The 26,102-nt window shown below is 35.9% G+C and carries 25 protein-coding genes; 9 read left to right on the top strand and 16 right to left on the bottom strand.

The window, feature by feature from the left end:
• Positions 1–170: 170 nt before the first annotated feature.
• From AC2IP4_RS15080 to AC2IP4_RS15105, 6 genes are all read right to left on the bottom strand, one after another.
• Complete coding sequence (locus AC2IP4_RS15080) at positions 171–1,607, bottom strand: EAL domain-containing protein (RefSeq protein WP_486311034.1); 1,437 nt, start codon at positions 1,605–1,607, stop codon at positions 171–173.
• Positions 1,608–2,936, bottom strand: coding sequence for a GGDEF domain-containing protein (locus AC2IP4_RS15085; protein WP_486307660.1), 1,329 nt, complete (start codon positions 2,934–2,936; stop codon positions 1,608–1,610).
• A complete protein-coding gene (locus tag AC2IP4_RS15090; protein ID WP_486311035.1) occupies positions 2,923–4,017 on the bottom strand; it encodes a GGDEF domain-containing protein in 1,095 nt (364 codons plus the stop codon). Before AC2IP4_RS15090 ends, AC2IP4_RS15085 begins: the two co-directional genes overlap by 14 nt.
• A gap of 477 nt (positions 4,018–4,494) precedes the next feature.
• Positions 4,495–5,781, bottom strand: a complete 1,287-nt coding sequence (locus tag AC2IP4_RS15095) for a hemolysin family protein (RefSeq protein WP_486311036.1) — start codon at positions 5,779–5,781, stop codon at positions 4,495–4,497.
• 191 nt (positions 5,782–5,972) lie between these two features.
• The gene (locus tag AC2IP4_RS15100; protein ID WP_486311037.1) at positions 5,973–6,524 is read right to left on the bottom strand and encodes a sugar O-acetyltransferase; all 552 of its coding nucleotides are present in this window, start codon (positions 6,522–6,524) and stop codon (positions 5,973–5,975) included.
• A gap of 156 nt (positions 6,525–6,680) precedes the next feature.
• Positions 6,681–8,066, bottom strand: a complete 1,386-nt coding sequence (locus AC2IP4_RS15105) for an MATE family efflux transporter (RefSeq protein WP_375320265.1) — start codon at positions 8,064–8,066, stop codon at positions 6,681–6,683.
• 208 nt (positions 8,067–8,274) lie between these two features.
• Between AC2IP4_RS15105 and AC2IP4_RS15110 the strand changes: the two genes are divergently transcribed.
• Complete coding sequence (locus AC2IP4_RS15110; RefSeq protein WP_375320264.1) at positions 8,275–8,718, top strand: dCMP deaminase family protein; 444 nt, start codon at positions 8,275–8,277, stop codon at positions 8,716–8,718.
• A 65-nt stretch (positions 8,719–8,783) separates the two neighbouring features.
• On the opposite strand, the gene luxG is transcribed toward AC2IP4_RS15110, so the two are convergent.
• The 7 genes from luxG to AC2IP4_RS15145 form a co-directional block, all read right to left on the bottom strand.
• On the bottom strand, positions 8,784–9,494 hold the full coding sequence (luxG, locus tag AC2IP4_RS15115) for a flavin mononucleotide reductase LuxG (protein ID WP_375320263.1): 711 nt from the start codon (positions 9,492–9,494) through the stop codon (positions 8,784–8,786).
• Between the two features lie 3 nt (positions 9,495–9,497).
• On the bottom strand, positions 9,498–10,640 hold the full coding sequence (gene luxE / locus AC2IP4_RS15120) for a long-chain-fatty-acid--protein ligase LuxE (protein WP_375320262.1): 1,143 nt from the start codon (positions 10,638–10,640) through the stop codon (positions 9,498–9,500).
• Between the two features lie 83 nt (positions 10,641–10,723).
• Positions 10,724–11,704, bottom strand: a complete 981-nt coding sequence (luxB, locus tag AC2IP4_RS15125) for a luciferase subunit beta (RefSeq protein ID WP_375320261.1) — start codon at positions 11,702–11,704, stop codon at positions 10,724–10,726.
• Between the two features lie 35 nt (positions 11,705–11,739).
• A complete protein-coding gene (gene luxA / locus AC2IP4_RS15130) occupies positions 11,740–12,804 on the bottom strand; it encodes a luciferase subunit alpha (protein ID WP_375320260.1) in 1,065 nt (354 codons plus the stop codon).
• Between the two features lie 41 nt (positions 12,805–12,845).
• On the bottom strand, positions 12,846–13,769 hold the full coding sequence (locus tag AC2IP4_RS15135) for an acyl transferase (RefSeq protein WP_375320259.1): 924 nt from the start codon (positions 13,767–13,769) through the stop codon (positions 12,846–12,848).
• A 15-nt stretch (positions 13,770–13,784) separates the two neighbouring features.
• Entirely contained in the window at positions 13,785–15,221 is a 1,437-nt protein-coding gene (gene luxC / locus AC2IP4_RS15140; protein WP_375320258.1) for a long-chain-fatty-acyl-CoA reductase LuxC, read from the bottom strand.
• Positions 15,222–15,303: 82 nt separating this feature from the next.
• Positions 15,304–15,885 (bottom strand): acyl-homoserine-lactone synthase, encoded by a 582-nt coding sequence (locus tag AC2IP4_RS15145; RefSeq protein ID WP_375320257.1) that lies wholly within the window; start codon positions 15,883–15,885, stop codon positions 15,304–15,306.
• Between the two features lie 236 nt (positions 15,886–16,121).
• Here AC2IP4_RS15145 and AC2IP4_RS15150 point away from each other — a divergent pair, with 236 nt between their 5' ends.
• A complete protein-coding gene (locus AC2IP4_RS15150; protein ID WP_486311038.1) occupies positions 16,122–16,865 on the top strand; it encodes a LuxR family transcriptional regulator in 744 nt (247 codons plus the stop codon).
• 91 nt (positions 16,866–16,956) lie between these two features.
• On the opposite strand, the gene AC2IP4_RS15155 is transcribed toward AC2IP4_RS15150, so the two are convergent.
• Together AC2IP4_RS15155 and AC2IP4_RS15160 are read right to left on the bottom strand one after the other, a co-directional pair.
• Positions 16,957–17,802, bottom strand: coding sequence for a mechanosensitive ion channel family protein (locus AC2IP4_RS15155; protein ID WP_486307662.1), 846 nt, complete (start codon positions 17,800–17,802; stop codon positions 16,957–16,959).
• A 136-nt stretch (positions 17,803–17,938) separates the two neighbouring features.
• Positions 17,939–18,133 (bottom strand): hypothetical protein, encoded by a 195-nt coding sequence (locus AC2IP4_RS15160; protein WP_375320254.1) that lies wholly within the window; start codon positions 18,131–18,133, stop codon positions 17,939–17,941.
• A 287-nt stretch (positions 18,134–18,420) separates the two neighbouring features.
• Here AC2IP4_RS15160 and AC2IP4_RS15165 point away from each other — a divergent pair, with 287 nt between their 5' ends.
• From AC2IP4_RS15165 to AC2IP4_RS15195, 7 genes are all read left to right on the top strand, one after another.
• Positions 18,421–18,963, top strand: coding sequence for a hypothetical protein (locus AC2IP4_RS15165; RefSeq protein WP_486307663.1), 543 nt, complete (start codon positions 18,421–18,423; stop codon positions 18,961–18,963).
• A gap of 95 nt (positions 18,964–19,058) precedes the next feature.
• Positions 19,059–19,601, top strand: coding sequence for a hypothetical protein (locus tag AC2IP4_RS15170; protein ID WP_486311039.1), 543 nt, complete (start codon positions 19,059–19,061; stop codon positions 19,599–19,601).
• Between the two features lie 98 nt (positions 19,602–19,699).
• Positions 19,700–19,834 carry a hypothetical protein gene (locus AC2IP4_RS15175; protein ID WP_486311040.1) on the top strand — a complete coding sequence of 45 codons (135 nt, stop codon included), beginning with the start codon at positions 19,700–19,702 and terminating at the stop codon, positions 19,832–19,834.
• A gap of 87 nt (positions 19,835–19,921) precedes the next feature.
• On the top strand, positions 19,922–22,474 hold the full coding sequence (locus AC2IP4_RS15180; protein WP_486311041.1) for a dermonecrotic toxin domain-containing protein: 2,553 nt from the start codon (positions 19,922–19,924) through the stop codon (positions 22,472–22,474).
• Positions 22,475–22,865: 391 nt separating this feature from the next.
• Positions 22,866–23,603 carry a nucleoside recognition domain-containing protein gene (locus tag AC2IP4_RS15185; RefSeq protein WP_486311042.1) on the top strand — a complete coding sequence of 246 codons (738 nt, stop codon included), beginning with the start codon at positions 22,866–22,868 and terminating at the stop codon, positions 23,601–23,603.
• A complete protein-coding gene (locus tag AC2IP4_RS15190) occupies positions 23,603–24,070 on the top strand; it encodes a YjiG family protein (protein WP_486311043.1) in 468 nt (155 codons plus the stop codon). The genes AC2IP4_RS15185 and AC2IP4_RS15190 overlap by 1 nt, the downstream gene beginning before the upstream one ends.
• Positions 24,071–24,079: 9 nt before the next feature.
• The gene (locus tag AC2IP4_RS15195; protein ID WP_486311044.1) at positions 24,080–25,204 is read left to right on the top strand and encodes a M20 family metallopeptidase; all 1,125 of its coding nucleotides are present in this window, start codon (positions 24,080–24,082) and stop codon (positions 25,202–25,204) included.
• 65 nt (positions 25,205–25,269) lie between these two features.
• Here the strand turns inward: AC2IP4_RS15195 and AC2IP4_RS15200 are convergent, their stop codons facing one another.
• A complete protein-coding gene (locus AC2IP4_RS15200) occupies positions 25,270–26,070 on the bottom strand; it encodes a helix-turn-helix transcriptional regulator (RefSeq protein ID WP_486311045.1) in 801 nt (266 codons plus the stop codon).
• Between the last annotated feature and the right edge of the window lie 32 nt (positions 26,071–26,102).

The following is a 26,102-nucleotide window of genomic DNA, read 5'->3' on the forward strand; positions in this document are numbered from 1 at the left end:
CAATCACAGTAAGTAAATAATCGGAAATAGCACAGGGAAAATGCTTGAGAACAAGACAGCACTTTTCGACAAATAGCTTCGATAAGTAGTTATTCTACAATCAAACATTTCAACGCAATTATCGAGCATTTTAACCTCCTAGGATGATCAGTTATTTACTACGATTGGTATTACATTCTCTGACTGACTATTGAAGTAAACTCACTTAGATGCATCGGTTTAAAGTATAAAAAACCTTGATGTGACGAGATATTTAAGTCATTCAAAATCTGTTGTTGATTTTTATTTTCAACCCCTTCAGCCACGAGTTTTATATCCAGATTATTAGCAAGTAAGATAATATTTTCGAGTATTTTTAGTGATTGCTTATTCGTCTCAATATCATCAATAAATGATTTATCAATCTTAACAAAATCAAACTGGTAGTAGTTTAAATATTGCAATGATGAATACCCTGTTCCATAGTCATCTAATGCAAATTTAACCCCTATGTCTCTGAATTTTTGCATATATTGAATGATTTTATATCTGTCTTCAAATTCAGTCGATTCTGTAAACTCTAAGATCAGCGTAAACTTCTCAGACAACTGCTTGCATAAGTCATATATTTCATCATCATAGAGACAACCTTCTGTTAAGTTAACACTGATCCTTAACTCATTTTTAGCCGTATTTTGATAATACTCTCTCAATTGTCTTAACAATGATTTCGTCATCTCATTCATCAAGCCAAGTTTCTCTATCTTAGGGATAAACTCGAATGGTAGAATAATCGTACCTTTTTCTGTTATCCAACGGGCAAGAACCTCACCACCGACGATTTGCTCTTTACTATCCACAACGGGTTGAACAAACGGTTGAATACAATGGGTTTTTATTGCTTTTTTTAATTTAAAATATTCTTTATCACATAAGACACTTCTTGTTGATAGAATTTTTAACAACGCTAATACTAACAGCGAAATAACAATTATCAGGCGATGGTCAATCAAATAAGATTGAATAGAAGCCCACACATCGTATTGAAGTAAAATTAAAAAATCATATTTACTTGATGGATACCTCTCTCCACCACTTAAAGCGTGCAATCCAAACTGATTCTCTTTTGAGATCGTATATTCGCGATTAGATAAGGTTACGCTTCCTACTCCACTCTTATCTAAATGAAACGGAATACCCTTCATGAAAAATTGAATACCATTTTCTTCATCATAACGATGATAATAAGAGATGCTTGGTAAGCCTGTTAGTGTATTTTCCTCCTTTATATGAATCTCTTTTTCTGGCGTTGTTTTTTTAGATATATTTAAGCCAACAATAGAGCTGCAATAATATTTTCCATCTCTAATAACCGAAATGCTGTTGATCGTCGGACTCAACGCCACAATTTTTTGTAAGGGAAGCATCATGTCTTGGCAACTTTTGTTTTTTAAGTAACTCAGTTCCGCAACCGTATTTTTTGCTTTATCAAATTTGGATTCAATTTTGGCTACCGTACCTTCGACATTCTGCTCTACATATTTTTTATAGTCAGCAAAAATTACATATTTAGAAACCATAAATATAATGAAAGTACAGACTATGTATCTATTAGCAATAAACTTCATTTATTTTACACCTTCAAGTACAGTCACTCTGTTTTTTCCAGAATGTTTTGATTGATACAAGGCTGTATCAGCCATCTTAAGTGCCTTTTTAAAAGATGACGCTTTACCTGTCGTCGCGCCAATCGACACTGTTACTTTCATTCCCGCAATGGTTCCAGCTGCAATGGAATACCTAATCGCTTCAGTACGATTTATTAAGCCAGAATGTGAGATATTATTTAATACAATAACAAACTCCTCCCCGCCCCAGCGGATAGCTAAATCCTTACTTCTTACGTTTTTTTGCAACCGCCTACACACTTCTTTAATCACCAAATCTCCCTTAAAATGGCCAAATTGATCATTAATCGATTTAAAATTATCAATATCAACAATAATTACTGATTTTCCTGACGTTCGATTTAATTTCACTTCATGAAAATCACGACGATACAAACCCGTCATTTGATCAATAGTAAAATAATTAATCAACCGAAATAATGCGATTTCAAGTAAGCAGAAGAGACTTGTCATAAATAAAGAAAACACAGCACTAATTAATAAAATGTTTTTCACATTTATTGACAGTGTTAACTCTCCATCTATTGGTGTGCAAGGTATCTCAATTGTTTCTTCTGATCCCAGAGAAGTACCCGAACCGTCACTATAATCTAAAAAACTGTTTCTCTTTTCATTAAATGTTTCTAGCCAATGAGTAAACATTGACGCTTTAACATCAAGGACAAACATCGCGCTAATTTCTTTATTGACATAAATAGGATAAAAAACACTTCTTATTTTTTTCTCTGAAAACTGCTCTATATATGGTTCTGTTAATTTTAAATCACACTGCGTAAACGCTTGATAAGTTGTCGGCATGTTTTCATTGCTTAATATTCGGGTTATTCCATTCTTATCAAAACCAAATTCAGAATTTAGAGACAAATGCACTTCATGTAACGGCTTAAAATGAGCCGTATTCGCATTTGATTCTGATTGTTGTAATACTGCGATGCTCCAATAATCATCACCGATATAGCGCTTAATTTCGGTTTCTAACAAGTTAATCCCTGATGATAATCTCTTCACCCTGCTGTCTTGATTAACGATGATAGAAACCATATCAATGGTATAAGTGCCTTGAGGTAATAGCACTGTTTTTGTATTTAAATAAAAAGGAGTAACCTTTCTTATCGTGTCATACAGTTTAGTTATTTTCTCATGGAATTCCATATTAAAAGAATTCGCTTCTAAACGGTTATATTGGTATAACCAATAAAAAGACAATAAAAACATACATAATAAAAACTTCAGATATACGTACTTAATATTAAATTTATTCTTCGCCATATTCATTCTTATGTATGGTGACTTGATTACGCCCCGAATTTTTTGATTGATAGAGCGCTGTATCTGCTCGCTGTATTGCATCAATCATTAATTCTGATTTCTTTTGCTCTACACCGCCTAAAGAGATAGTAATAACCATATTCTCTATTAATTCAGACTCTATACATAGACGCAATGTTTCTGCCTTTTTAGCAAAATCAGCTCGATTCATATCGAAGAAAATAATGACGAACTCTTCTCCTCCCCAACGAATAGCAATATCTTCAGTACGAATATTATTACGAAGACGCTGAGTAACCAGCTTTATCACCTTATCACCAACATCATGCCCATGGGCGTCATTTACATGCTTAAAGCTATCAATATCAACCATTAATATGTGAGTATTTTCTAGTTGCTCTAACTCTAAATCATAATAATCTCTGCGATAAAACATCGTCATACGATCGCAACATCTTGCTATTTCAAATTTTAAGTAACAAGAATATAAAGCAAATGCAATAACAAATATCATTACTGTGATACATAGGCTGACCAAGAGTATGCCAATAATATTGATACTTACATGGTGGTTTATATCATTTGTCGTGTATGGCAACTTAATATTAAAGGTAAACCATGCTAACCCAGCATGATTATTAATAAATATCCATTGGCTTTCATTAAACTTTTCAACAATACAATCATTTAACCCTTCTTTAAGATCAACGATAATAAGAGACACTAATCTAGTATCTAAATAAACAGGATAAATAATTGAATTTATTCTTTCATTCGTCCATTGCTCTTTATAAACTTCAGTAACTCTAATATCATCTTCATGAAAGCCTTTGTATCTTTCTTCTATGTTTTCTAATTTTACAATACGGTCTAACATCAAAGAGTCATGTAATGATTTATCATTAAAATAGACATAATTATCTCTTAATGGTTTGAAATAAGAGTTACCTGTATTTTGGTCATGCAATTTTTCAATAACTGCTATTGTCCATAAATACTTGTTATCAATAACTTCTGATAAGCTTTGATATAACAATGTTATCGCAGGTGACAATACCTTCACTGTTCCTGTTTTATTCACGATTATTCCGACATTGTTAATGTCGTGAATACCTTCATTAAGTTGAATTTCATTTGCATTAATATAATAACCATGAAAACGCTTCGTGATATCAATGATTTCTTGATATTTAATACTTATTCTCTTTTCTAAAAGAGGAACAGATAAGATATTATAATATAATAAAGAAAGAAAACCCCTGTTAGAAGAACAGAAAACGCCCCCACTTTATAGTATTTAAATAAACCAATTTTATTCATTAGATAACTTATACATTATTTTTAATGCAAAACTAAAGATGCGATTCAATTTTTTAACTGATACATCCATCAATGAAAGCGGTGTTATATTCCGTTATTGGCTTTCAGCATTCCCTATACCAAATATTAATAAAAGCAGCTATAAACAAACTAGATAAAGGCGGCTATAATTCCAGTGACCATAACCGCTTAGTTCTCAAGAAAGCCTACAAAAAGGCACTCTTCTTTTAATACTGCTTTAATTTAAAATACGAGTTACTCGTACTTTGTTTGCCCTGTTGTTATCAATCGACAATACTTCAAAACTCCATTCTTGGTATTGAATTACCTCTCCTACCATTGGAACTTTACTTGTTAACCACATAAACATACCTGTTAATGTTTGATAATCAGCTTCTTTTTCTTCAGGTAGCGCATTTAAATCTAAAGTGTCTTTAAGGACTGTCGTTGGAATGGAGCCATCTAATATCCATTCTTTTTCTGAAACCTGTTCTGCCCACGAATCATTCGGATTTTCTGATTTGAATTCGCCGGCCAATGCTTCTAATAAATCTTTTTGAGTAACAATACCTTGAGCGTCACCGTATTCATCAACAATCAGAGCAATTTCTTCACCTGTAGTTCTTAACAACTCAAGCAGCTCGCTACCTACTTTATTTTCTAAAATAGTTAAGCATGGCAATAGGTTACGCATTAACCACTTAGTTCGATGCTCTTGATGACATGCTTTTAATAAGAATCGAGAGGTTGTAAAGCCTAAGACATTGTCCATTCCTCCTCGGGTAACAGGGTAAATAGAATAATCTGAGCGCAGTAACTTAGGTAAGTTCTCATCCCATAACTGTTCAGTATCAAAGTATACTAATTCGCTTCTTGGCGTCATTAACGAGGCGACTTTCCTATCATCTAAATGGAAAATATTACGTACCATGCTGTGCTCTTGCTTTTCAATTACACCTTGCTCTGAGCCTTCATACAATAACGCATGAATGTCATCTTCTGTAATAGACGCTTCATCAGAATTAGAGCGCCCTAATAAACGCAAGATGGCATCTGTTGAGATAGACAGTAAGAATACAAACGGTCTTGATATCGAAGCTAACAAACCAATAGGGGCGGCAATAAGAGTTGATATCCGTTCTGCATGAAACTGAGCTATACGTTTTGGTACCAATTCACCGACAACAATTGATACATAAGTAATAATAACAACAGTTGAGATCGTTGAAATGGTTGGTGCAAGATTTACAGGTACACCTACGGATATGATCAATTCTGATAATGGCCCAGCCAGAGCAGCCTCACCTAAGATACCGTTAAGGATACCAATGACGGTAATACCTATTTGTACAGTAGATAAAAATTGTGTCGGATCTTCACCCAGCTTTATCGCTTTTGCAGCAGATTTACTCCCCTCTGCGGCTAATTTTTGTAATCGACTCTTTTTTGCTGTCATCAATGCAATTTCTGACATAGCAAACACACCATTAATCACAATTAAAAAAAGTAAAATGGCAATATCCAATGTAAACCTCTAAATAATAAATAGACTATTACAGCAACAATACGCTGTAATTTTATATCCTTATATTCCTGATTTACTATAAGGTCAATAACTATATTGACCTTATTTTAAGCAAAAACTCAAATTTTATACATTTAGATATTAAACAGCTTAAACTGTTAATTATTAAGGTTAATTGTTCATTATCTGACTTAATTGCCATCAAGTCGCTTAATAAACTTAGCAGGGGTCCCTCCATAGAGGCAATCAGACGGTATATCGTGATTAACCACTGAGTTGGCCGCAATAACAGATCGAGCCCCAATAGTGACACCTTGGTTAATTACTACACTACCCCCAATCCATACATCGTCTTCAACCACAATAGGTTTACAGAACGTTTCCCAACGTCGGCGACTTTGATAATCCAATGAATGTGAGGCGGTATAAAATTGCACATTTGGAGCAACTAATACGTTATTCCCTATCGTAATAGACGCACCATCAAGCATGATCACATTCATATTAATGAAGGTTTGAGAGCCGATTGAGATAGTTTTTCCAAACTCACATGAAAATGGAGATTGAATAACACTGTGACCAAACGCATTAAATAAGTCACCTAACAATTTGGCACGTTGTTCTTGCCCTCCTGCTTGATTAAATGCAGATAAAATCTGAGCTGCACGAGTTCTAATCGTATCTATCTCAAGATCTCCACCATTAAATGTCTCTCCATTTATCATTTTCTCAAACTCTGTCATTTTCTTTCCTTGAATAAAAAATCGAATAGACCTATCGCTAAGTCTATTCGATTTGAGTTAAATAAAAAGAGCAGAAACACGAAGAAAAAACTTCCTGTTTTTATCACTAGAGTTATACCAATGTAACTAATTAGATGATCATTAATGGAATTGGTATTACTTCATCGAGATACTACTTTGCTGTTGGAGTACTGCTGTTAATGGTATTGGTTGTATTATCTTCTGGGATTTTAAATGATTCCAAACCATTGGTGTAATACACACAATAAGCGCAATATTTGAAACTGGCATTGCTAACCATACTCCATCAATACCTAGCCATTTCGGTAACATTAGTAAAAATGGTAATTGAATAATAATATTACTGATTGATATCACCATTGCCTTTTTACCTTCATTCACAGACAAGAAGTAAATGGTTACTAACACAATAATGCCGTCTAAGAACATCGCAAATAAATGATAGCGAATACCTACAATCGTTTCAGCAATAAGGGACTGGTCACCATTAGTAAATAAAGCGGTCGTTAACTCAGGGGAGATATTCAGAATCACGACCCAACCAATACCAGTAATAGTCACCCACTTTAATGCCAACTTAAAGATTTGGTATACCTTCTTATTTTCTTTTGCGCCAAAATAATAGCTAATTGGTGGTTGCGCACCTTCAGCAATACCTTGAGCAAGGAGGTAATACAACATAAATAAATACCCCACAATCGCATAAGCTCCGACAGTGGTTGCTGAACCATAATGCATCATTAGCGCATTATGCATCGCAACTACAAAGCTGCCGTACATATACATAACTAATGCAGAAGAACCCAATGTAAGTGATTGCTTCGCTTTATTACGAGAAAACAATACTTCGTTAAGTGATAGCTGAATACTTGAACGCTTAGTAAAAAAATAATGAATACCAAGCATTGTGACTACAGCTTGAGCAATAAGAGTGGCTAATGCTGCCCCTGATAATCCTAATCCCATAACTCCAATAAATAGGTAATCTAATACGATATTTATTAATGCACCAACTACGAGTAAAAATGTCGCTACATTAGGAGATTCGTCATTTCTAACTAACATGGGTAATGCGGTTGCACACGCAGTAAAAAAACCACCAAACATCAGTACATTAATGTAATCCATTGCAAAATCAAAGTTCTTACCTTCAGCACCTTGAGCATGCAAAATATTTTCCGCTAACAACAGGATACACATAATAGCTACAAGGCTTAATATTGCGAGTAGCCAAAGACCCGTAGTTAAAGCAACTTTGGTTTTTTCTAACTTATTTTCACCACGGTAAATAGACATAACACTGCCCGTTCCCATGCCTATCATGACGCCTAATGCGCCTAAAATACATATAGCAGGCCATGCCATATTAATACCAGCAAGTCCTTCAAAACCGATATAGTGACCCACAAAGATCCCATCGATAATTTGATACAGCCCACTCACCACCATTGCAGCAATAGAAGGGATAGCATAGCGCCAAAAGGTACGTGTGATGGATGAATCTGCATGAAATGTTGTCATAATTTACCTCAGTAACAACAAAGAATTGAAGGGATTCTATGACACTATTTAAGATTGAAAAAGTTAGTATCCATCCGATTTTCAGATACTTTATGAATTATTTAGCAAGGATTATTGTTTTACTCTTATTGACAGCAAAGAACTGTGTTATAAGCTTATGAAATAGATAAACTTATATTAGTTAAATACAGAGACAAAGGGCTAAATTATGGTAACTAAATGGGCAAAACGATTTTTCCAAATGGCAGAATTGGTCGGTTCGTGGAGTAAAGATCCTTCAACACAAGTTGGCGCTGTGATTACAAAGCATAACCGTATTGTTTCTGTTGGTTTCAATGGCTACCCACACGGTGTATCTGACAGCGCAGATACAGATGACAGAGAATTAAAGTACTTAAAAACACTGCATGCAGAAGAAAATGCAATTTTATTTGCTAAGCGTGATTTAGAAGATTGTGATATTTGGGTAACACACTTCCCTTGCCCTAACTGTGCTGCAAAAATCATTCAAACGGGTATTTCAAAAGTGTATTGCCCAGAGCAAACAGAAGATTTCTTATCTCGATGGGGTGAGAAGATTCAAATCAGCCAAGACATGTTCTCACAGGCCGGTGTAGAAGTGACATGGTTGCCTTTGGATACATTAAAATAACCGGATAACGAGTGACATTAATCCGGTTATTGATGTTGTGGTATTAAGAAATACCACAACTAGTATCACAAGTAAGCAAAAGCATCTGCGTACATACGTTCTTGTTGTGCTTTCTTTTTTTCAACTAACTGTTCTTTTACAGCTTTTGCCATCATTGGTGGTCCACACACATAAATATCAAATAAAGTAAGATCCGTAAAATCCTCCATAATGGCATCAAGCACGGTTCCTCGTTTTCCTGACCACAAGTTTGAATCGTCATCAATAACAACAGGCACATAAGATAAATTGGTGTATTTTATTGATAACTGTTTCAGCTCTTCATCTATATATAAAAACTCACTGTTCTTTACTCCCCAATAAACATAAATCGGTTGAGTAAATCGTCTATTTAAACAATTTTTTAAAATGCTGTTTATATAAGATAATCCTGTCCCACCAGCGATTAGTAATAAAGGTTTTAGGGTATCGTCACGTAGCCAAGCATCACCATGAGGAGCATCAATTTCAATCATTGCATTTTTAAGTAAAGCATCCACAAAATACTCCATCGCCTCTAATGAACTCTCTTTGTCAGAACTGCCAATATGCAATTCAATTATATCAGTCTCTGTAGGGCAACTCGCAATTGAAAAAGGCTGTTTCTTATTATCTCCTAAATAGGCAAAGATATATTGACCCGCTTTAAATACGATAGGTTCACTTGGTGTAATATAAACCCTATAAATGTGATTTTTAGCCGCCTCTATTTTTAAAACCTTACATCTAACTCGCATATGCTACTCCTTATGAGCGATTCTTTCTTGCATTATGCTTGCCATAGACAGCGCACAGCCTTTTTGTGCTCGAGTATTTAACCGTCGAACAATATTCACTGTCGTTCCAGGATAAGCATCAGGTGCTTTTACATGATGAACCGTACCAATATCATCCGTTACAATAAAGGCGGGATAGCCTGTTGCTGATGCATCCATATAACTCAATAAGCCCAATTCACCATCAACAACTGGTTTCATGGTTTCAGGATCTAATGCGCGAGCATATACCCATGGAGGTACGTGTTTTCGTTGCTGTTTGTCTTCAAAAAAGCAGGTATTTAACTCAACTTGATTAAACGTGTCACGAATTTGATTTACATTAGATAAATGAAAAGTATCCATCACCATTTGATTAAAATCGTCACGGTTTAACGACTCTCTTTGATTTGACTTCCAGCCGCCGCCAGTAATCACATGCAAGCGCTCTCCTGCTTTTAATTGGATTTTATTCTCCTTCATGTATTCGCATAATAAATAAACAAAATAAGGAGGGCCGATTAAACAAATATCTTTATTTGAAAAATAAATACGAAATAGATGATCAATCGTACTTTCAAAATCAATCTCGTCATCATTAACTGTGAACTCTGTTGGGTACAGTAATTCAACTAAACTCATCACATATTTAAACCATACATTATTGGTATTAAAGCGATCAGGACCAAGATTCACTAATTCCATTTGGTGATCAAACCAATCCCCAACATATTTCATTCCAAAATTTACAGATCCTAATAAACGTTCAATACTAAGACGATCACGTCCAATATAACTTTTAACTCCACTGGTTCCGCTGCTGGTATACCAATTTTCTATTTCATCCTCATTTGCGGTATGGACTTTCAATTGCTTAAAAACAGACGTTGGAAACACAGGAATATCATCAAGTGTGTGAATGTTTTCACTAGTATGCTGGGTAACACAATAATTTCGATACGTTTCATTTCGATTATAGTGAAAGTGAAAGGCCTCCCTCACTAATTTATCTTGAATTTTTTGCTGCTCTTCAAATGTCCATTCTTGTGGAGAACTCATAAAAATAAGATCATCAATTTCTGAACTTGCTATAATTTTATGCTTCTCAACAGATACCTGAATACTCATATATACTCCAAATTATTAAAGTAATAATTAGCGTTATAAGATTAAGAAAATGGCAGAAGAAATCTGCCATTCTTTCATAATGATTAAGTAAGGTTCTGATGGATTTTCTGATTAACCATATTAATAACATTCTCAATGTTATTTTGATCTCTCATTGATTCAAAAGATAATAGAACAGTCGCCGCACCGGTTTTTTCAATCGCTAATTTAGTCGATTCATAATAATCACCGTCCGTTCCCACCGCATTCTCTTGAATAATCGTATTTATTTTTTCTATCGGATCGACATTTGGATAAGTTTCTATAATATAGCTTTCTAAATATTGTCTAACCTCTTCACGAGCTACATCACCATCAGCGTTTAGATTAACGATAACAGTTAATTGATGATCTATTCCTGAGGTATCAACACAATATTGTGTCGCTGTTTTATTATAAAGTAAGGCATATTCTTCTTTCCTATCAAGGTCATCATCCCACTTAAAAGTTAACGGTAATCCCTTTCTCGCAGCCCAAGCCACCACTTCATCACTGCTTGCAACAACGTATTGTTTAGGGCCATATTCACTATAACAATGAGGGTTAATTGACACTCTAGGAAAATCATAAAAATCATTTTGAGGGTGACAATAACCTGTCGTTAATGCCTCATTAATAATGGCGTAGCAAGCTTCAAATTGTGAGTGTTGAGACAGGATATGACGTTTAAAAAATATCATTTCAAAGTCGTTTTCACTCTCACTAAAACCAAGTATAAAGCGCCCTTCTGACATTTGGTCTAATAAGCTCGCCTCTTCCGCAATCCGAACAGGATGATGAGTTGTTATTACCTGATTTAATGAACCAATATGCAACTTATCTGTTAACCCAAGTAAAAAACCAGCCGCGGTAATTGGAGCGCCTATAATGCCATTTTTCGAGAAATGATGCTCATGAACAAAAACGGTATCAAAATGGTATTCTTCAGAGTCTATCAGCGTTACCGTATTTATCATATTATCGAGCGTTTCTTCGGAGGTAGATCCGTCAACTTGAAAGTTGAGGAAAAATAATCCAAATTTCATAATGTATTCCTTACGCTATTAAAATGTATTTATGATTACTTAGGATCTTTTAAGAAAGGGGCCACTTCCGTCATAAAACGATCCATGGATGCTATGATTTCGTCTTCACTGCCGTTCGCTTCAAAACCACAGGTAATATTGGTGATACCCGTAGCATCAATATCACGTTGAATGATCTCAATACATTCTTCAGGCGTTCCTACCGGATTGATGTTATGACTATAATCAACTCTTCTATTGGTATTTGTATGTCCTTGTAAAACGAAATCTCGCCATTGCCCTTTGTGGTAATCGTAGCCACGAGTCTGATTACTATCACTGAAGATATTCGTGGCATTAACATAAGAGTCATACCAACTTGTCAGGAATTTTCGACACACTTCGCGCGCTTTTTCTCGGTCATAATCCACAGAACAAATAAAGGTCATAGAATGATCAATCTTAGTAATATCATGACCATGCTCTCTCGCAATCTCATTATAGAGTTCCATTTGAGCTTTCTTTTCATTAGTTCCAATAATCCAACTCAATACCATAGGGAGCCCTTGGCTCGCTAACCATTCTGTTGTACTGGCAGATTCGGCAGTCATACAGGTTGCGATTTCTTTTGAATATGTCGTTGGATAAATCTCAACACTAGGGAAATCAATATGTTTGCCATCGGTGCTAATAGTTCCAGTTTTAAAGCTATTGGTAATCATTTTATGGAAGTCTTGTGTTATTTCACGAGACTCTTCCATATTGACTCCAAACACTCGGAAGTCTTTATGATACAAACCTCTCACAACTCCAAAATTGAAACGCCCTTTCGACAGCTGGTCTAATAACAAAACATCTTCTGCTTGACGAACAGGGTGAGCAGTTGGAAGTACGACTCCCATAGTTCCTACTTTCAGTGTTTTGGTTCGCCCAAGTAAATTAGCCGCTGAAACAAAAAGATTCCCTGTAAGGCCGAACTCTGTGAAATGGTGCTCAAGAGTCCAATAAGTATCAAAACCCAGCTCTTCAGATGCAACGCCAAGCCGAACAAAACGGTCCATTACTTGTTTATGACTTTCACCTGGTGGTTGGTATGAAAAACAAATATTTCCGAACTTCATAGTATCTTCCTTTATTGTGATATGTCGTTTACGCTATCAAACTAGGCCAATATGAAAGACTCATTTTCAATTTGGCTTTTTAATCGACGTTCTTTTACTGTCACACTCGTCACCTCTTCAAATTTTGGTTCAATAATTATGACGTCCAAATCCAAAGAGCCCTTATCTAAAGCCATTGCGGCTTTCGTTACTGATTGATAAAAATTTCTTAAAACAACAAGGTTTTCCCCTAAATCATGTGAACTACCAATTAATGAATACAGCTTGCACTTTGTAGGATCAAGCGTATTAATTAATGTAATAACCTCATCTTGTTTAACCCAATTATCATCGTTAGCCGTAAATGCAATAAATGGTACATCGCTGTTTTTCATCTTGTTAATTGTCGAATCTAACGTGTCCCACTGATATTTAAAACAATCGGTAACAAAGATCTCAGAGCCTAAATTATGACCTTCAAAATCTAAATCTTCGGGTAAATCATGAATAGCTAATTGAAGATAATCGTACTTTAATGCCCGTTCCAATGTATCGCGTAAGTTAACAACACCAACCGCTGTCACTAAGAAAGAAATATCTATTTCATTCGCTATCTCATAAGCAATTCGAGCAGATAAACTGGCAGCAATAAGCCCCAAATTATTAATGCCGCGTTCATTAAGCCAATCAATGACCGTCAATAAACTATTCTTTCCAATCGTCATTGAGAATTCATTAATATCACCACTGCTTAAACCTACATGATGAAGAGAGTCATAACGAATGACATGGAACCCATTACTTGATAGGTATTCAGCAAGACCAGCAAAATGATCCATTCGTCGAGCAAAACCAGAAGCAATAAGGATCGTGTTATTTTTTCTCTCTGTATTTTCTTTGGGTAACGTTTCCCAAACCCTAATGGTTTGACCATTTACAAGAGTAATAACATGATCAATGGTTGAGAACGTGTCTGTATTTTCCATGTAATATCCTTTTGGTTATGGAACAAAAACAAGAAACTTGTCTTCTTCTAAATAACGGGTTTGTTCTATCTTTACTGCAACATCCTTAGTGGTATAAGTAGAGGGTCTTTCTTGTGAAATGTAATTAACTAGGTGCTGAAGTGGCCGCATGCCATCATGAGAACCTCCAACGCGAAATATATTATTCATACCCGATTCAACGATTCGTTCAGCCCCACACTCAGCCAGTTGATCCCTGTATTTAAATGAAGATTCCCATGGTGTAATAGAAACGGTTTGAGTCGTATTTTTATTAATAAAAGGGAATACATCTGAGATGTTATAAATTTGATGAATATAAACAGAACGAGATAGAGGCTGATTATTAAAACTGTTTAACGGTGATTCTATTAGTAGCCAACTTTGATTTTCTCCTTTTCTTACTTGGTAACCAGAAAATAAACATTCTTTTTCTGTTAAACTGAATGCAGCTTTTTCATCGAAGTTTTGGTCGCCTTTCGGTAAAATCCGAGCGTATAACATTAATTGTTTCTCAAGTTCATTAATGAACTGGTTTAATCTATCGCCAATATAGTAAATATTTTGAGTTGAAAAACAGGCTTGTTGATCATAAAAACAAATATCATGCGCAACACCAGTCGCCGATTCGATAAGATCTTCTGGGTTATCAACAATAGTTAGGCTTTTCTTGGGACCAAACTTTAAAATATTCACATGAGGTGGAGTATGCTTCACAGCCCACTTTATCGCCTCTTCTCCTCCCCAAGCAACGACGACATCTGCACTCTCCATTATCCTCTGCGGCAAGGTCATATCTTCATCATGTGACCAATACATGACTGACATCGATCTTGTTATTGGATGATCGGCATTAACATCAATAAAACTAGAAACTAATGCATTTGCGGTAAATGGGTCTGCTGCTGGAGTTTTAATGATGCATTGATTCTTAGTTAAAATGGCTCGTAGAATAGAAGTGACACCCGATAAAGGCACATTACCCGCCAATAAATGGACAGACTTTCCTTTAGGCAACGCTTTTACATAGCAATCTCCCTGGGGTAGCCATTCATCAGTAATATACTGTGAACCTAAATCGTTTTTGACAATATCATACAGTGCACTTTTTGAGCACAATAGCATCGCAATCCAATTCGCTTCTAACTTTGCCATTTCGTTAGAATACCCAAGATATTTTTCTAAATCCCGAATATAAGCTCGACGACGTGTGTATTCTTCACTTTTCCAACGCTGCCCAACCGTGTATAAAAAATTAATAATCTGATTTAATGTCAATTTATTCTTTACGTCATTATTTATAGCAAGATCTATATTTACCTGATCTGGAATTGCAATAAATAAGGTATTATTATTTAACAATACCTCTCTAGCATATGTGCTTGAGTTCTCTTTTATTATTCCAGAGATTATCATTGGGATATGTTTTTTCATTATAATCCTATACACAATCATTAAATAGCCAACCAACGATATGATAATATTGTTAGATAATTACATTTATAATAGTTATACATTAACTTGCTATTGCTTCTCTAAAGATATGATTAATTGGCATTGATAATACGACAGATTTAGTTTCGCCTAATAAATGAACTTGTTGATCTCCAATTCGCTCACAAGGAATATTTATACGCTTTAAAAATCGCTCAATCGCAGTTGATGTGACCGTTACGTACTCTTTTATGTCATTTTTAATTGCATGAAAATATATCGCTTCAAATAATTTCATGGTTATTTCACTAGCAGAATCATGCATTTTTGAACTGTGTTTCCCTACAGCAAAACGACTTAACTCCACCACTCTTGGGTCACTTGGTGCCTTATGATGACCAAGTAATTCTGGAAATACAGTTTTTAACATATAATCACCAGTGGTCGGCAATAATCTCCAGCATCCATTCACATTTCGGGTATCATCACACGCATAAATATATTCTGCTGAATCATTGTCATATTGATCAGATTCTAAATTGTTTTCAGACGCTAAATCCCATTGCAATCTTCTTTTAAATACTTGATATCTAAGACTTAACATCCCCAAATATTCACTCTTTGGAATTGTAGAAAACTCTGCCTTTTTAATCATTATAGTCATAATAGCTCCTTTGTTTTCGCCACTATAACAATCAAATCTTATTCGTAAACCTGTACAATTCTACAGGGGATTAACATTAAATCTACATTTACACTTATCGATATTGTGTGACGTAGACTTATTTATCAAAAGCATTTATCATTAAGTAGCTGTTTTAATGATATATAACACGCAAAAATATAATTATAAAAGTAACAAGTATTAAACTTTAATCAGACTAACTAGGGGATTAACAAATGAACATTGAGAATATAGATTCAACACTAAAATTAGTTACCAGTATTCAAACATCTAAAAAATATCAGGATATAGATAATAATTTAGAAAAACTTACAGATATGATCCATTGCGAATATTATCTTTTCGCAATGATAAATCCAAAGTCGATGATCAAATCAGATGTATTAATATTAGACAATTACCCAAAACAATGGCGCGACTATTATGATGAAGAAAACTTAATAAAGTATGACCCAATTGTCGATTATTGCTTCTCTAATCACTCACCAATATCTTGGAATCTCTTTGATCAAAAAACACAAAAAAAAAGCAAACCTAATGTAATTAAAGAAGCGAAGATCTCAGGATTACATTCAGGATTTAGTTTTCCTATTCATACCATAAATGGGGGGTTTGGCATGATAAGCTTTGCTCATTCAAATAAAGGAAAGAATATAGATTATGTATATACTAATGCTTGCATGAATATTCCCGTCATTATTCCTGCTTTGTTGGATAGCTATCAAAGAATTAGTCAAAACGAATTAACATCAAATGCACATTTAACTCAACGAGAAAAAGAATGTTTGTCATGGGCTTGTGAAGGAAAAAGCTCATGGGAGATATCAAAAATATTAGGGTGTGCGGAGCGAACCGTTACATTCCATCTCACCAATTCACAAACGAAATTAGGTACGAACAATCGCTGTCAAAGCGTATCTAAAGCCATCTTAACTGGCGCTATCAATCCTTCATATTAATCTCATTTAATACCCAAATAAAAAATGAGTGCGACTTAAAATAAGTCGCACTCACATCAAGCTCAAAACTACGTTTTACACAAGCGGCTTATTAAGCTTCTTTCTTAGTGAACTTCTCTTCATACATCACCATAAAATCTTGGCGAATAAGTTGCTCCAAATGAGATGCTTTTTCTGTTGGGCAAAAAATCATGTAATGAATTTTTTGATCCCCAAGTGACGTTGTCGTTATGTGGATATGAGGCTCAGAACCTGGTAAATCGACCCCTGCATGTTTTTCTATCACGCTATTATAGCGTCTAGCGACATCAATAAAATCTTCACAATGTGTATCAATTTTATGTAATAAGTCAGGGATCATTGGGTATAGATTTACAAATTCTTTAACGCAAATAGAAAAGTTATGATAAACATAACGCTTCATGAAATTAAGGTTTTTGACTGGGTATGTAAAGAACATACTATTAGGTAAGGTTGCTGTTTTTCCTGTGTAATCGTATTGCCCATGGTGTAAATCAATTTCTTGAATCACAGTTGCCATCATATTGTGCTCGATCACTTCACCACATAATGAACCAACTTCAATCCAATCACCGATACGAAATGAACGAGAACTTGCACGTTGTATTGAGCCAGTAAAACAAAGAATGATTTCTTTTGATGCTACTACAATCGCCACGGCAATTGCTGTTACTGATAATGCGAATTCATTTATTTCTGATTGCCAAAGAATAAATAAAATAATAAGTAGGAAACTAAATGAACCATTCTTAGTTCGAGAAATCCACTTACGTTGATCTTCAGTTAAAAACGCGATATCCCCTCGAATATGCTTCACCATAAAATGGCGCAATAGAAAAATAAAGCTGATGATTAGCATACTAAAAATCATCTTATGTTCTAATAAGAAATCTATGACTAATAACAGTCTCTCCATGCTCACCTCTTCTAAACTATTGCTGCATTACTTAATATCTGCAGTAAATATCCCATAGGTAAGCGATAATTTCACCCTTATCTCTCTATTTCCTCGAACTTGATTCACTAAAATACAACGAATTACCCCTAAGTGATTAATAGTTAGTCACATCAGAGTATTCACCTTCAATGATTCTAGTTTCTTTATCCATTGTTTGTTTTTCTTTTTTACCGTGCGTTTTCGACATAATAAAACCAACAAGACTTAATCCAATCGCAAAAAATAAACTCGAAACCAATACAAAAAAACCAACGAACAAAGCAACAGTAGTAGCTAATAGCTGTTTCATAATATGACTCTCTTTTACAAATGAATGTTCACTGTATCACTTCATTTCTGAATCGAATATGAACAACCTATAAATCTAAAAAAAGAAAATTAACACATTGTAACTAAAGGTTATTTACTTCCATTCCCTTTAGTTATTTTATAAAACACATCCTAAAACCCATTCACAAGGACAATATCTCACGTAAAATTACGAGATTTGCCTATAGTAAAACACAAGTAAATGATATACATTCCTATTGGGATCATTCCCAAGCGTGTTGCTTTTGACTAACTAAAAGGATATTCATGAAAAAATTACTACTTTCTGCCGTCTTACTCGTTTCTTCATTTTCTAGTTTTGCTACTGAGGGAATATTTGAATCCGAAAGATGGAAAGAAATAAAACTCGATTCAGGCTCTGATCCTTATTGGGCTCATTTAGATCTAATTTGTAATGAAAAGCTCACCGGCTCTCGACCTCCAACTATCTCTGACTTAATCGCTTTTAGTGACGCTTTTAAAAATGAATATGATCGTCCAAAACTTTATTCTTTTCTTAGAGAAACCTTTGGATTCGCTGATTCTAACGACCCTCAAATTCAAGCGGCTTTTGAGCTAAATGGAAAACATCGAACCATTTCCCTTCCTTTTTACTTCCATGATTCAATGTCGTTCTATAACCCAACAACACTAGTCTCAATCGCTAAAAATGAAGACGATAAGCTAGTTGCAAACTTAGCTTTAGTTGATGCGACAGGATGGCGCTCAAGTCTTATTACATTGGCCCCTTCTTTAGGGGAGGCAAAAGTGTTTTGTATTATAGGAGAAGAAAACGGCGAGACGAACTAATCAAATAAAGGCTATAAATAACAATATATTAAAAATAAATAATAACCATATCTATAACATAAATCTTATGCTGCTCATTATATAAAAGGATATTCATGAAAAAATTACTACTATCTGCCGTCTTACTCGCTTCTTCATTTTCTAGTTTTGCTACTGAGGGAATATTTGAATCCGAAAGATGGAAAGAAATAAAACTCGATTCAGGCTCTGATCCTTATTGGGCTCATTTAGATCTAATTTGTAATGAAAAGCTCACCGGCTCTCGACCTCCAACTATCTCTGACTTAATCGCTTTTAGTGACGCTTTTAAAAATGAATATGATCGTCCAAAACTTTATTCTTTTCTTAGAGAAACCTTTGGATTCGCTGATTCTAACGACCCTCAAATTCAAGCGGCTTTTGAGCTAAATGGAAAACATCGAACCATTTCCCTTCCTTTTTACGTCCATGAACCAATATTGTTCTATAACTCAACAACACTAGTCTCAATCGCTAAAAATGAAGACGATAAGCTAGTTGCAAACTTAGCTTTAGTTGATGCGACAGGATGGCGATCAAGTCTTATTACATTGGCCCCTTCTTTAGGGGAGGCAAAAGTGTTTTGTATTATAGGAGAAGAAAACGGCGAGTCTAACTAATCAAATAAAGGCCATAAATAACAATATATTAAAAATAAATAATAACCATATCTATAACATAAATCTTATGCTGCTCATTATATAAAAGGATAATACCCATGAACAAGTTACTTCTTACTTTCTTTATTTTTACCCCATCACTCGCTCCACATGTCTCGGAAAACGACGAAGATACTGACGATACAGATATCATTTACTACCAATGCTATCTAAATCCTGTTACTTGTTTCTAAGGGTTTTAATCAACGTAAATTTATCTCGCACTAAAATAGAAAGATCTATTTCAGGGCGAGATAATTAAAAATAAACAAGGTTAATCTATGAACAGAAAAATAATTAAAACATTCGTTTTAGTCCTGATATTCGCCTTTTTTTATATTTCTTTTCAGGCTAGTGCAAATGTAGAACCAACAAGTAACAATAACGAAATTCCTTCCCACCGTTTTGATGCCGCATGGAAACTTCATTTTGTTCATGACTATGCAAAATTAATGAAAACGCTTCCGGACCCTCTTGCGGTAACATCACGAGAACTTAAAGCAGCGTTAATAAAACATGGTCACACAGGTATCGATCCAGATGCCGTTTTTTATAATGAGTTCCAAAGTGCAATGAGTAGTTCGCGTAGCTATAATGGCTGGGCACACCATGAATCGCCCCATAAATCTTACACGCTCTCTCAAGCAGTTATGCTCAATACTTTTAATAAATTCAGAGATTCTTTTCCAGGAACCATTAACTTAGATACAGGTATTTACACTCAAGGGGCTGATGGTGATATTTTTGATGAACGAAATGAGGTTCGTCTTCTCTCATCGGATTTATGGGACATCGCTTATTACGATCTGGATATTCAAACCACTTACACAGCAGAATTAACCCAATTTTGGAATGAAAATAGTGAAAGTTACACTCAATTAATGCGAGACAGCTTTGCTTTTTCAGCTCACCAGCAATATCAATTAGGCTTGTTAACTCAAGGGGATTATCAACTCGCACTCTCTCTTCTTAAGCCTGTCCGCCCTAATACTATTAACGTTTATCGGTTTGATATTTATGGCTATGATTCTACTGATATCCTCGTTATTGAACAAAAAGGAAGCACTGGTGGTTTATTATATATTCCAGGAAACGCACAACCATTTATTACCTATAGGACAGAGCGACAATTAAGAAAAACCTTATATAAACGATTACAACATCCTGAAAGTAAAAATACATTATTAAGCCATTTTAGCCTGTATTTACGCCAAGATGGTGGCACATATTCGGGAGTCGAAAGCGCTCTTACTGAACTAATTAATGGCAATTGGGATAAACGCTATTTCATGATGAAGCACCACCCTATTCATGGCAATGTCTTTGCTAGAATGACAGAGCAAAGAAAAGCTCGAATGGCGAGTGATGGCGATACCTCTATAAAGTCCAATAGCGAATCTCAAAGGGATTACATACTCTCAATTGCTAATAGCTTAGTAGTCTTTTTTCCCATAGTTGACATTTTAGTCCCTGAGCTTGGGATCCCGTTGACAATATCTCTTAGCAGTACACAACTTGGCCTGAGCGTAAATAAAGCCGTTACTGGTGATTCATTATCAGAACGATTAGCCGGTACTCGAATGAGTGCTGTGAATGCCGCCATTCTTGGTACTGCAGCCGTACTTCCAGTGATGGTAAAATATGGCCAATCTCTCGCGATATCGGTTGAAAGAGAGGTGGATTTATTGCCTAACCGCATACTCTTAAACGAGGGAGTTTCAACTGAAACATTAGATCAATTCACATCAATGCCTAAGATCATTAATCACCCTCAAACAGGTGAAGACTTATTAGGTGTTAGATTAACTGATTCAGGCAGAAATACACTATTAAGAGCTGATGGTTTTGGGTATTTTCGAGAGGTAGAGCCTGCCACTGGACGTTTAATTTTAGACAGTCGAGTTGTTCGTACTATCAATATGGAAACCAGTGAGCCCCAATGGTTAACACAAGGTGGGCTTAAAGGAGGAAATGGCAGTGGTGATGGTGTTGCTTCTACCGGAGTTTCTTCAAATGAATCGCTTAATCACAGTCAAACTTCTGAAATTCTATTACCTGAAGATCTTCCTGAGCATCCAGGCTTAGGCGGTTCAGGTTATGCAGATATGACTGGAGGTCGAGATCTTGAAGCACTAAAAGATTTCTATGAATTAGAACAACAAGTTGATCCTTATGCTTATCTTACTGATACAAAAAAACTGCATCGTTTAGGTATTGAGGCTCAAAGAGAAATTCAAAATGTTCCTTTTTTAAGAGGCTATCAATCCGAAGTAAATGGCTCATTAGTTTTTAGAGGAGATACCCGACTTCCAGATGAGCTATTTCATTCTGGATTTACACGTAAAATTGAACCCGTTTCTTATGTTCAATTAGCCCATCATACAAAAGCAATTCGAGGTGTTATTTCGACAAGTACGGAAGAGGCCGTCGCAGTGAATTATGCATTAGACAGCCAACGTGGATACGTTTATGCCATTGAACTTAACCACGGAGGACAGGTTGTCGATACGCTTCTACGAGATGTATCACTCAGTGAAATTGCAACATTAAATATTCCACCGGAAGACATTATGTTTGCTGTTGGTCCATTTAATCGTATTAATTCCAGTTATCGAGAAGTGGTTGAAAATGCCGCTAACCGTACCGCAGAACTGAGGATTAATCCCCACGCAACGGCATCACCTGAAGTTGCAGAACGAGCGTTTGAACGCATTAAAAACACGATGAAATATGAGTTAAGCCCTAACATGTCATTTACAGATCGTTACGCTAACCGCACAGATCTGTTCTGGTATGAAGATGAGGCGGTATCAACACCTCTAAATGGTGAATAATTCAATAATTCTCACCTAATATAAACACTCTTGGTACATTCAAGAGTGTTTACCTTTTCGTCTTAAAAATACACACAAGATATAACAATAACAACAACTTACTTATAATTACCTTCAATTAATCATAGGTATAACTTACAAAATAAATTGAATTATCCATCAAAAAAAACAAGTCTTCATTATCCCCAATCAAACATACAATATTCTAACTAATCAACATAAAATTCTACAATTTCAGATAGATCACAAAATAATAATCTTAATATATAGAATTTTACTTTTAGAAATAGTTATTGATACGTATCAAGTCCTATAAGCCAGATTAACGCACAATACCACTAAATAGTTAACCACTTACAATTTCTAATCTTAACTTTAAAACGAGGTAATTATGACTCAATCGACTGACAAAGATTCTAAAGTCGGTATTGGCAGCTACGTGGCTCTCGCCTTTGCTGTTGTGTTTTTTTCTGGCTTAATGCAATCTAATGAATGGTACGGCGTACTCGACTTCACTACACTAAATGGTTCTTTTGGTAGTGTCGCTTATTCTGTTACTGAAACAGTAGATGGCGTTCAAGCGGCAACGACTTCTTTCCGAGGTAAAGGCGGCAGTGGCGCTCGTGACGGTTTCATCTTTGCATTAACTCTTATCCCTACCGTTATGTTTGCATTAGGTATGATCAACGTTCTTGAGCATTACGGCGCACTTAATGCTGCTCGTAAACTGCTTACACCTCTTCTACGTCCTTTAATGGGTATTCCTGGTAACTCTGGTTTAGCTTTAATCGCATCATTGCAGAGTACTGATGCTGGTGCGGCAATGACTCGTCAATTAAAAGACGAAAAGCATTTAACTAAGCGTGAGACCGATGTTTTCACAATGTTCCAATTCACTGCTGGTGCAGCGATTGTTAACTTCTTCTCATCTGGTGCTGTGCTATTTACATTAACCAATCCTGATGGTTCTTTAGCTGTGCCTTCTTCTATCGGCTTGGCTGTTGTTGTTATGTTTGCTTTCAAATTTATTGGCGCAAACCTATTCCGTATTTACCTAAACATTACTGAAGGTAAAGAAGGCCAAGACAATGATAAACAAGACAAGAAAATGACTGAGGAGACAGCATAATGAGCGACGTTAAAGCAAAAAAACCAATGGTGACAGACATCTTCGTTGAAGGCGCTAAAAAAGGCTGGGTTATTGCCACTACTTCAACCGTTCCTAACGTACTAATGGCGTTTGTAATTATCAAGGCTCTTCAAATTACGGGTGCACTTGATTTAATGGGCTCTATCTTTTCTCCAATCATGGCTATCTTTGGTCTTCCTGGTGAAGCAGCAGCAGTATTAATTGGTGCTTGGATGTCAATGGGCGGTGCTGTTGGTGTAGTTATTACCCTGTTTGACCAAGGAATCCTAAACGGTGCGCACATTGCGATTCTTGCTCCTGCGATTTACCTAATGGGTTCACAAGTGCAATACATGGGCCGTATCATGGGTCCTATCGGCACTGAAGGTCGTTACCTTCCAGTTATGATTGCAATCTCAGTATTAAACGCATTTGGTGCGATGTTTGTTATGAACATGATTCTATAAGGATTCAAGATGAATTTTTCTCTAAATGATTACTTAGAAGAACTTCGTCCACTGATTGATGTGGATTGCGGTACTTACACGCTTAAGGGTATCGAGTTTATTGCAAGCAAAATGGCAGCTAAATACGAAGCGATGAACGGTTGGTCTGTTAAGCGCATTGATTGTGGTAAAGCAGGCGTTGGTCTTGAAGTTCGTAACAAGCCAGATGCTGAACATATTGATGTGATGATGATTGGTCACATGGATACGGTTTTCCCTGTTGGTACAGCAGCAGAGCGTCCAATGTCTTTAGATGCTGAAAAAGCGTATGGCCCGGGCGTATCTGATATGAAATCTGGTCTATTAAACGTAGTTTATGCACTGCGTAATCTAGACCAAGCAGTATTAGATAAACTGTCTATCTGTGTATGTATGAACCCAGATGAAGAGACAGGATCGTTAGATTCAGTTGATTGGATCCAAGAAACGGCGAAAAAAGCGAAAAACGTATTGGTTGCAGAAGCAGCACGTGCAAATGGTGGTTTAGTTAAAGCACGTAAAGGCATGGCTAATTACAAAGTAACCTTCAGTGGTAAAGCAGCTCACGCAGGTAATGAACCAGAAAATGGCCGCAGTGCAATCACTGAAATGGCTAACTGGATCTTAGCAGCTAATGCGATGACAAACTTTGAATCAGGCACTACATTAAACGTAGGTGTGGTTTCTGGTGGTGCTGGCGCTAACATCGTTCCTGATTCAGCAACCGCTGTGATTGATGTTCGTTTCTGGGATAACGCAGAATACGACCAAGTTGATACTGCATTAAATGGTATGACTCAAACGCCTTTTGTTGATGGTGTATCCATCAAGGTAGAGCGTGAAGCATACAAACCATCAATGGTGCCATCAGTACAAACTGAAGCTCTAATGGCAATGGTTGAAGAATCAGCAAAAGAGCTTGAAATCAGTATTAACTGGCAAGAAGTGGGCGGCGGCTCTGATGCTAACAACACGGCAATCTTAGGCGTTCCAACGTTAGATGGTTTAGGTCCTATCGGTGCAGGCTTCCACAGTGCTGATGAGTACTTATTGCTTGAATCAATAGAACCACGCATTAAGTTATTGATGAGTGTATTAACGAAGTTAGCTAAGTAACCCAAACTTAGCCATGGTTCAAAATAAAACAGCGAGCCTAAGTGCTCGCTGTTTTTTTCTTATGTTCAATACACCACGGTCTTCATGTACTGCTTTGGCGTCATCCCAAACAGTTGATGGAAACGTTGGCTAAAGCGACTTTCCGATTGATAACCACACTGCAGTGCTAAATCTAGCTGGGTTTGTCGTTTCTCTTGCATTAGAGAGAGAGCATGAGTCATTCGAATATTCGATAAAACCGTTCTGAAATTGGTGCCGTCTCGCTGTAATCGACGGATCAACGTTGCGCGGCTCATCGAGAAATCATCGCATACGGTTTCTAATTGATACGCTTCTGCTGGATCTTTAGCAAAATACGCACTCAGTTCATTTTGAAAAGAGGTGAACGTTGGCGAGAATAAAACATGCAGCACACCAAGCTCTGCGAGTTGCTGATATAAAGCCAGTAAGTGGAATTGTTGTACTTTAGAGCTTAACTTTTGGGTATTTGTATCGGTTAAGAATGTGAATCCATAAGCTAATAATGGGGACACCGTGATCGCATGAGTATGTAAGCGGGTGCTTTCATTTTTTTGACTCTCTTCTAACATCTCTTTAGGCGGAGTTAGAAAAAAACAGATCTGAACAGAATAAAAGTTATCTGTAGAAGATTTATTAATAAAATTTAAGCCTTGGTTGGCTGACGTAAGCAGCCAAGAGTGTGAATCGATATCAAATTGTTCAGACTCTTGAAATACGGTTTTTACGCCAGATTTAACCCAAATAATACTAGGGGCATAAATATGAACATTGCGTAAATGTTGATCACTCTGACCAGAGTAAGTTTGCACTCTAAATACCAGTTCATTCAACATTACTTTATCCATTTTATCCCCCTATTTTACCAATTTAAATTCGT

The sequence above is a fragment of the Aliivibrio thorii genome (genome assembly GCF_057368585.1).

Coding starts and splice junctions, on each gene's coding strand:
- AC2IP4_RS15085 (WP_486307660.1), bottom strand. CDS start 2,936: ATGGCGAAGAATAAATTTAATATTAAGTACGTATATCTGAAGTTTTTA.
- AC2IP4_RS15150 (WP_486311038.1), top strand. CDS start 16,122: ATGAACATTGAGAATATAGATTCAACACTAAAATTAGTTACCAGTATT.
- AC2IP4_RS15180 (WP_486311041.1), top strand. CDS start 19,922: ATGAACAGAAAAATAATTAAAACATTCGTTTTAGTCCTGATATTCGCC.
- AC2IP4_RS15185 (WP_486311042.1), top strand. CDS start 22,866: ATGACTCAATCGACTGACAAAGATTCTAAAGTCGGTATTGGCAGCTAC.
- AC2IP4_RS15110 (WP_375320264.1), top strand. CDS start 8,275: ATGGTAACTAAATGGGCAAAACGATTTTTCCAAATGGCAGAATTGGTC.
- AC2IP4_RS15175 (WP_486311040.1), top strand. CDS start 19,700: ATGAACAAGTTACTTCTTACTTTCTTTATTTTTACCCCATCACTCGCT.
- luxB (WP_375320261.1), bottom strand. CDS start 11,704: ATGAAATTTGGATTATTTTTCCTCAACTTTCAAGTTGACGGATCTACC.
- AC2IP4_RS15195 (WP_486311044.1), top strand. CDS start 24,080: ATGAATTTTTCTCTAAATGATTACTTAGAAGAACTTCGTCCACTGATT.
- AC2IP4_RS15165 (WP_486307663.1), top strand. CDS start 18,421: ATGAAAAAATTACTACTTTCTGCCGTCTTACTCGTTTCTTCATTTTCT.
- AC2IP4_RS15190 (WP_486311043.1), top strand. CDS start 23,603: ATGAGCGACGTTAAAGCAAAAAAACCAATGGTGACAGACATCTTCGTT.
- AC2IP4_RS15080 (WP_486311034.1), bottom strand. CDS start 1,607: ATGAAGTTTATTGCTAATAGATACATAGTCTGTACTTTCATTATATTT.
- AC2IP4_RS15160 (WP_375320254.1), bottom strand. CDS start 18,133: ATGAAACAGCTATTAGCTACTACTGTTGCTTTGTTCGTTGGTTTTTTT.
- luxA (WP_375320260.1), bottom strand. CDS start 12,804: ATGAAGTTCGGAAATATTTGTTTTTCATACCAACCACCAGGTGAAAGT.
- AC2IP4_RS15105 (WP_375320265.1), bottom strand. CDS start 8,066: ATGACAACATTTCATGCAGATTCATCCATCACACGTACCTTTTGGCGC.
- AC2IP4_RS15135 (WP_375320259.1), bottom strand. CDS start 13,769: ATGGAAAATACAGACACGTTCTCAACCATTGATCATGTTATTACTCTT.
- AC2IP4_RS15100 (WP_486311037.1), bottom strand. CDS start 6,524: ATGACAGAGTTTGAGAAAATGATAAATGGAGAGACATTTAATGGTGGA.
- luxG (WP_375320263.1), bottom strand. CDS start 9,494: ATGCGAGTTAGATGTAAGGTTTTAAAAATAGAGGCGGCTAAAAATCAC.
- luxE (WP_375320262.1), bottom strand. CDS start 10,640: ATGAGTATTCAGGTATCTGTTGAGAAGCATAAAATTATAGCAAGTTCA.
- AC2IP4_RS15145 (WP_375320257.1), bottom strand. CDS start 15,885: ATGACTATAATGATTAAAAAGGCAGAGTTTTCTACAATTCCAAAGAGT.
- luxC (WP_375320258.1), bottom strand. CDS start 15,221: ATGAAAAAACATATCCCAATGATAATCTCTGGAATAATAAAAGAGAAC.
- AC2IP4_RS15155 (WP_486307662.1), bottom strand. CDS start 17,802: ATGGAGAGACTGTTATTAGTCATAGATTTCTTATTAGAACATAAGATG.
- AC2IP4_RS15200 (WP_486311045.1), bottom strand. CDS start 26,070: ATGGATAAAGTAATGTTGAATGAACTGGTATTTAGAGTGCAAACTTAC.
- AC2IP4_RS15170 (WP_486311039.1), top strand. CDS start 19,059: ATGAAAAAATTACTACTATCTGCCGTCTTACTCGCTTCTTCATTTTCT.